This window comes from Polaromonas sp. CG_9.7 (genome assembly GCF_015752205.1).
GTDB lineage: Bacteria > Pseudomonadota > Gammaproteobacteria > Burkholderiales > Burkholderiaceae_C > Polaromonas.
Genome location: NZ_JADOVG010000022.1, coordinates 47,465 through 53,637, shown reverse-complemented (window position 1 = coordinate 53,637; position 6,173 = coordinate 47,465). Strand labels below are relative to the sequence as shown.

General features: G+C 57.2%; 5 protein-coding genes. 1 reads left to right on the top strand and 4 read right to left on the bottom strand.

Features of this window, described 5'->3' with window-relative positions:
* Positions 1-558 precede the first annotated feature (558 nt).
* Positions 559-1,545, top strand: coding sequence for a magnesium/cobalt transporter CorA (gene corA, locus IWX87_RS17290; protein ID WP_196864755.1), 987 nt, complete (start codon positions 559-561; stop codon positions 1,543-1,545).
* Between the two features lie 71 nt (positions 1,546-1,616).
* Here corA and IWX87_RS17285 read toward each other — a convergent pair whose 3' ends face one another.
* The 4 genes from IWX87_RS17285 to IWX87_RS17270 all read right to left on the bottom strand — a co-directional run bounded on the left by IWX87_RS17285 (position 1,617) and on the right by IWX87_RS17270 (position 6,118).
* Positions 1,617-2,384: a 5'-methylthioadenosine/adenosylhomocysteine nucleosidase gene (locus IWX87_RS17285; RefSeq protein ID WP_196864754.1), complete on the bottom strand. Its 768-nt coding sequence runs from the start codon at positions 2,382-2,384 to the stop codon at positions 1,617-1,619.
* Between the two features lie 86 nt (positions 2,385-2,470).
* The gene (locus tag IWX87_RS17280; protein ID WP_196864753.1) at positions 2,471-4,171 is read right to left on the bottom strand and encodes a long-chain-fatty-acid--CoA ligase; all 1,701 of its coding nucleotides are present in this window, start codon (positions 4,169-4,171) and stop codon (positions 2,471-2,473) included.
* Positions 4,172-4,364: 193 nt separating this feature from the next.
* Positions 4,365-5,789, bottom strand: coding sequence for an NAD(P)(+) transhydrogenase (Re/Si-specific) subunit beta (locus tag IWX87_RS17275; RefSeq protein ID WP_196864752.1), 1,425 nt, complete (start codon positions 5,787-5,789; stop codon positions 4,365-4,367).
* On the bottom strand, positions 5,786-6,118 hold the full coding sequence (locus IWX87_RS17270) for an NAD(P) transhydrogenase subunit alpha (protein ID WP_196864751.1): 333 nt from the start codon (positions 6,116-6,118) through the stop codon (positions 5,786-5,788). The genes IWX87_RS17275 and IWX87_RS17270 overlap by 4 nt, the downstream gene beginning before the upstream one ends.
* Between the last annotated feature and the right edge of the window lie 55 nt (positions 6,119-6,173).

The following is a 6,173-nucleotide window of genomic DNA, read 5'->3' as shown; positions in this document are numbered from 1 at the left end:
CCAATACGCTGGCAATTCAACTTAAGCAAGGCACGCCAAAAAATGGCTTGGGTCTATCCGCACGCAGACAACGAATCAGGTTGACTGTCTACTAGATTGTTGCTAACGCACTGCCAACAGAAATGCCAACAGAAAATCCTCTCGCCAATTTGCTGGTTACAAAAATATTTAATTTGTAAATTAAAGTTAGCACGATGGTTTGACTCCCTGTTGAAATCTGGTCCCCTGCAAAATTAGCAATCGGTTTTATTGTCTGTTATCAGTCATTTCCTTTGACTCCAGCGCACCCTGCCAAAGAATTTCTGCGAGCCTTACAGACAGTGAAGTTGTCATTTGCACGGTAGATAAGTGACATTGGCGATGCCATAATCGCGGCTTATTGACTACGGAGACCACCTTGGAAAGCAGTCCCAGTTGGCCGCTTTCAACACCGCAGACTGACGCCAGATAAGGCCGGGAAGCGGGTTGAAAGCAAGGCCTTCATCCCTACAACCTGCACCTGTGCCCAGGCTGAATGACGCCCTGCACAGGCCTATGCCCATCTAAAAGTCGTCTGTCATGCTCAATATTTTTACGCTCGCCAATGGCCGGCTTTTTCAGGAAGAAATCGAATCCCTGGAAGAGCTCTCCAGATTCCAGCCCATCTGGGTGGACCTGGAGTCCCCCACACTTGAAGAAAAACGCTGGATCAAGCAGTATTACGGCCTGTCCATTCCCGAAGATGCAATGGACGAGGACATCGAGGAATCCGCGCGTTTTTACGAGGAAGACAACGGTGAGTTGCACATCCGTTCGGACTTCTTGATTGCCGATGAGGACGAACCGCGCACGGTACGCGTCGCTTTTATCCTGAACCTGGTGAATGACGACCTGAAGAGCAAGGGCGTCCTGTTTTCGATTCATGATGAGGATGTGCCGGTGTTCAGGCTGTTGCGGATGCGTGCACGCCGCGCACCCGGCTTGATTGAAGACGCCAAGGAAGTGCTGCTCAAACTGTTCGATGCCGACGCCGAATATTCGGCGGACACGCTGGAAGGCATTTACATCGATCTTGAAAAAGTCAGCACCAAAGTACTGTCAGGCGATGTCACCGACGTGATGGCCGGCGAAGTGCTGGGCGCGATCGCCCGGCATGAAGACCTGAGCGGTCGCATCCGGCGCAATGTGATGGACACGCGGCGCGCCGTCAGCTTCATGATGCGCAGCAAGATGCTCAATGCCGAGCAGTTCGAGGAAGCGCGCCAGATTCTGCGCGACATCGACTCGCTCGACTCACACACCGCGTTTTTGTTCGACAAGATCAACTTCCTGATGGATGCCACCGTCGGCTTCATCAACATCAACCAGAACAAGATCATCAAGATCTTCTCTGTGGCCAGCGTCGCGCTGCTGCCGCCCACGCTGATTGCCAGCGTCTACGGCATGAACTTCAAGATGATGCCAGAACTGGACTGGGCGATGGGGTATCCGTACGCGCTGGCTTTGATGATTGCCAGCGCCGTGGTGCCGATGTGGTATTTCAGGAAGCGGGGCTGGCTGCAGTGAGCCTTTTTATTGAAATTCAGTATCAAATTAGCCCTTTGCGCAATACGCACGGCTGCGGTCAGCTATGTTTTTTATAGCTTACTCAAAAATCGTTCAATGACGACCCGGGCATACCGGCTGGCAACGGCATCGACGAAAGATGGAAAATCGATATGCGCGCTGTCGTCCGCCCGGTCTGAAATGGTGCGCATCACGGCAAACGGCACGCCGTAGTCCATGCAGACTTGCGCCACTGCGGCCCCTTCCATCTCCACGGCCAGCACATCATGACCCGCTCTGGCCATCAGATCGCGCAAGCGCCTGGATTCGTCAGCCCCTGACACAAAACGGTCGCCGCTGGCAATCAAGCCTTGGTGAACGCAAGCACCGGCAAATCCGTGCGCCATCCGGCTTTCGTGCGCCAACGCATGACAACTCGCTTCGAACAGCAGCGCGCTCAAGACCGCATCACAATGAAACCTGGTTTTGCCATAGAGCGGCACTTGGTAACGGGGAAACAGCGGGGAGGCGTCCAGGTCATGCTGCACAAAATCCGTTGCCACCACCACGTCGCCCACTTTGACGCCATGGCCAAGTCCGCCTGCAACGCCGGTGAACACAATGCGGAGCACGCCAAAACGCTCTATGAGCGCTGTCGTCGTGGTGGCAGCGGCTACCTTGCCAATCTTTGACAAAGCCAGCACCACAGGCTGGCCATGCAGGTCTCCCAGCCAGAAGTCGCGACTGGCGTGAATAACTTTGCGCGGCCGCTGTAGCAACTCCATGAGGCCGCGCTGCTCCTGCGGCAAGGCGCTGAGGATGGCTATCGGGCTTGTAACAAGATCAGAGGCGAGCGGCATGCAGTCGATTTTCCCGGAAAATCGCTGCGGGAATGTTTTCGGACAAGGTCATTTGAACCCGGCAACAGGTTTCAAGGATTCGGGGTTCAGCGCTTGTCGCGCAGTTCACGGCGCAGGATCTTGCCAACCGGCGTCTTGGGCAATTCGGTGCGGAACTCGACAACCTTTGGCTGCTTGTAGCCGGTCAGGTTTATCTTGCAGAAAGCGCGCACGTCGGCTTCGGTCAATTCGGGGTTCTTCTTCACGATCACCAGTTTGACGGCTTCACCTGATTTTTCGTCAATCACACCGACGCAAGCGCATTCCAGCACACCGTCCATGGTGGAAACGATTTCCTCAATCTCGTTTGGATAGACATTGAAGCCGCTGACCAGCACCATGTCCTTCTTGCGGTCGATGATCTTGAAAAAACCGTTTTCGTCAATGATGCCGATGTCGCCGGACTTGAAATAGCCATCAGGCGTCATGACCTTGTCGGTTTCGTCAGGCCGCTGCCAGTAGCCCGCCATGACCTGCGGACCCTTGATGGCAATCTCGCCAGGCTGGCCGGGCGCCACTTCATGGCCGTCGTCGTCCAGCAGCTTGAACCAGGTTCCCGGAATCGGCACGCCGATCGTGCCGGTGAAGGTTTTGCTGTTGGTCGGATTGCAACTGGCCGAGGGCGAGGTTTCCGAGAGGCCATAGCCCTCGCAAATCGGGCAGCCGGTTTTTTGCAGCCACAGCTTGGCCACCGCGCTGGTCACCGCCATGCCGCCGCCCAAGGAGATTTTCAGGTGCGACCAGTCGACAGTGTTGAAGTCCGGATGGTTTGCCAGCCCGTTGAACAGGGTATTGACCGCCGGAAAACTGTTGACCTTGTGCTTGGCAAGCTCCTTGAGCACTGCCGGCAGATCACGGGGGTTGGGGATCAGGATGTTTTTGCCGCCGGTCCGCATGCCCAGCATCATGTTGACCGTGAAAGCGAAGATATGGTAGAGCGGCAGCGCGCAGACATAAATAGGCTGCTCTCCTTCACCCAGGCTTGCCATGGCCGGGCCGTTCCAGGCTTCTGACTGCAGCACGTTGGCAATCACGTTGCGGTGCAACAGCACAGCGCCTTTGGACACCCCGGTCGTGCCGCCGGTGTACTGAAGCACGGCAATGTCGTCAGGCTTGATGTCCGGGCGCTTGAGAACAGCGCGCGTTCCCTGCGCCAGGGCATCGTTAAAGCGCACGGCGCCCGGCAGGTTGAACGGCGGCACTATTTTCTTGACATTGCGCACCACGTAATTGACCAGCGCTCCCTTGAGCAGGCCCAACTGGTCCCCCATGGAACACAGCACGACATGCTTGACCGGCGTGTTGGCCAGGCACTGCTCCAGCGTGGCAGCGAAGTTTTCGACGATCACAATGGCTTTGGCGCCTGAATCCTTGAGCTGGTGCTCCAGTTCACGCGGTGTGTAAAGCGGATTCACATTGACCACAACGTAGCCTGCACGCAGGATGGCCGCCACTGCCACCGGGTACTGCGGCACGTTGGGCATCATGATGGCTACCCGGTCGCCACGGACCAGTCCCAAACCCTGCAGATAGGCGCCAAACGCAAGCGACAGGTTGTTGGTTTGACCAAAAGTGATTTCCTTGCCCATGAAACTATAGGCAACACGGTCCTTGTAGGTCTTGAAGCTTTCCTCCATCAGGACCACCAGCGACGGATATTGCGAGGCATCGATATCGGCAGGAACACCTGCCGGATAAGCCTTGAGCCACGGGCGTTCCGCTTCGCCGGTTTTCATCACTGCACTCATCTTCCTTGCCTCCAGTACTGTTATTTTTTACTTACTCGCTACTTACAGCAATTTTCAGGGAAAGCCGATCCCTTGGCTATTAGGTTTTCCCTAGCAAATTAACGTATTCAAAAGACTTGGCTCACCAATCGCGCCTTTTGGCAATAGTTCACGGCGCGTGGCGCATGTACGTTGCACAGGCGCAGGGGAAGGCTTACTCAATGGCCTTGCCCATGTCCTCGATAATTTTCTTGGCGTCGCCAAACACCATCATGGTCTTGTCCATGTAGAAGAGTTCATTGTCCAGGCCGGCATAACCCGCCGCCATGGACCGCTTGTTAACGATGACCGTCTTGGCCTTGTAGGCCTCCAGGATCGGCATGCCGTAGATGGCGCTGCCCTTGACATGTGCGGCCGGGTTCACCACGTCGTTGGCGCCCAGGATGATGGCAACGTCCGCCTGGCCGAACTCGGCGTTGATGTCCTCCATCTCGAACACCTGGTCATAAGGCACCTCGGCCTCGGCCAGCAACACGTTCATGTGGCCGGGCATGCGTCCGGCCACCGGATGAATCGCATACTTGACGGTGATGCCCTTGTCGGTCAGTTTTTGCGCCAGTTCCTTGACCGAGTGCTGCGCGCGCGCCACCGCCAGGCCATAGCCCGGCACGATGATGACAGTTTCGGCATTGCCCAGAATGAAGGCAGCGTCGTCGGCCGAGCCCGACTTGACCGGACGCTGCTCTTTGGCGCCGGTGGCGGCCGTGGCTGCCTCGCCGCCAAAGCCGCCCAGGATCACATTGAAGAACGAGCGGTTCATCGCCTTGCACATGATGTACGACAGAATCGCGCCGGACGAACCGACCAGCGAGCCGGCAATGATCAGCATGGAATTGTTCAGCGAAAAGCCAATGCCGGCCGCCGCCCAGCCTGAATAGCTGTTGAGCATCGACACCACCACTGGCATGTCGGCGCCGCCGATCGGAATGATGATCAGCACGCCCATGACAAAGGACAGCGCCAGCATGGCAAAGAAAGCCGTCCAGCTGCCGGTCAACATGAACGTGATGCCCAGCGCCACAGTGATCAATCCCAGCACCAGGTTGAGCTTGTGCTGGCCGGGAAAGGACACCGGTGCGCCCTGGAACAGGCGAAACTTGTACTTGCCGCTGAGCTTGCCGAAGGCAATCACCGAGCCGCTGAAGGTGATGGCGCCGATCGCCGCACCGAGGAACAACTCAAGCCGGTTGCCCGCCGGAATCGGCAGGCCCTTGGCGACGATGTTGAAGGCGTGAGGCTCGGCCACTGCCGCCACGGCAATGAACACGGCGGCCAGGCCGATCATGCTGTGCATGAAGGCGACCAGCTCGGGCATCTTGGTCATCTCGACACGCTTGGCCATCACGGTACCGGCAGCGCCGCCCACGACCAGCGCGCCCAGCACATACACCATGCCTTGGGCCTTGCCGCCCGAGATTTCTACAATCAGCGCACCCGTCGTCAAAATGGCAATCCCCATGCCGACCATGCCGAACAGGTTGCCGCGCAACGAAGTGGTAGGGTGCGACAGGCCCTTGAGCGCCTGGATGAAGAAAACCGAAGCCACCAGGTACAGCAGCGTGACAAGGTTCATGCTCATTTGGAAGCTCCCGAATCAACAACGGCTGCGACAGCCTTTTTTTCCTTCTTGCGGAACATCTCCAGCATCCGGCGCGTGACCAGGAAACCGCCAAAGACATTGACCGCTGCCAGCGCCACGGCCAATACGCCCATGGTGCGGCCCAACGTGGTTTCGGTGAGCGCGGCAGCCAGCATCGCGCCGACGATGACGATGGCTGAAATTGCATTGGTCACCGCCATCAGCGGCGTGTGCAGCGCAGGCGTGACGGTCCAGACGACGTGGTAGCCGACGTAGATGGCCAGTACAAAAATAATCAGGTTGATGATGGTGGGGGACACGGCATCCATGGTCTTCTCCTTGGGCTTGAACGGGGTTGCGAAGCGCGTGTAAGCGCGACCTTGA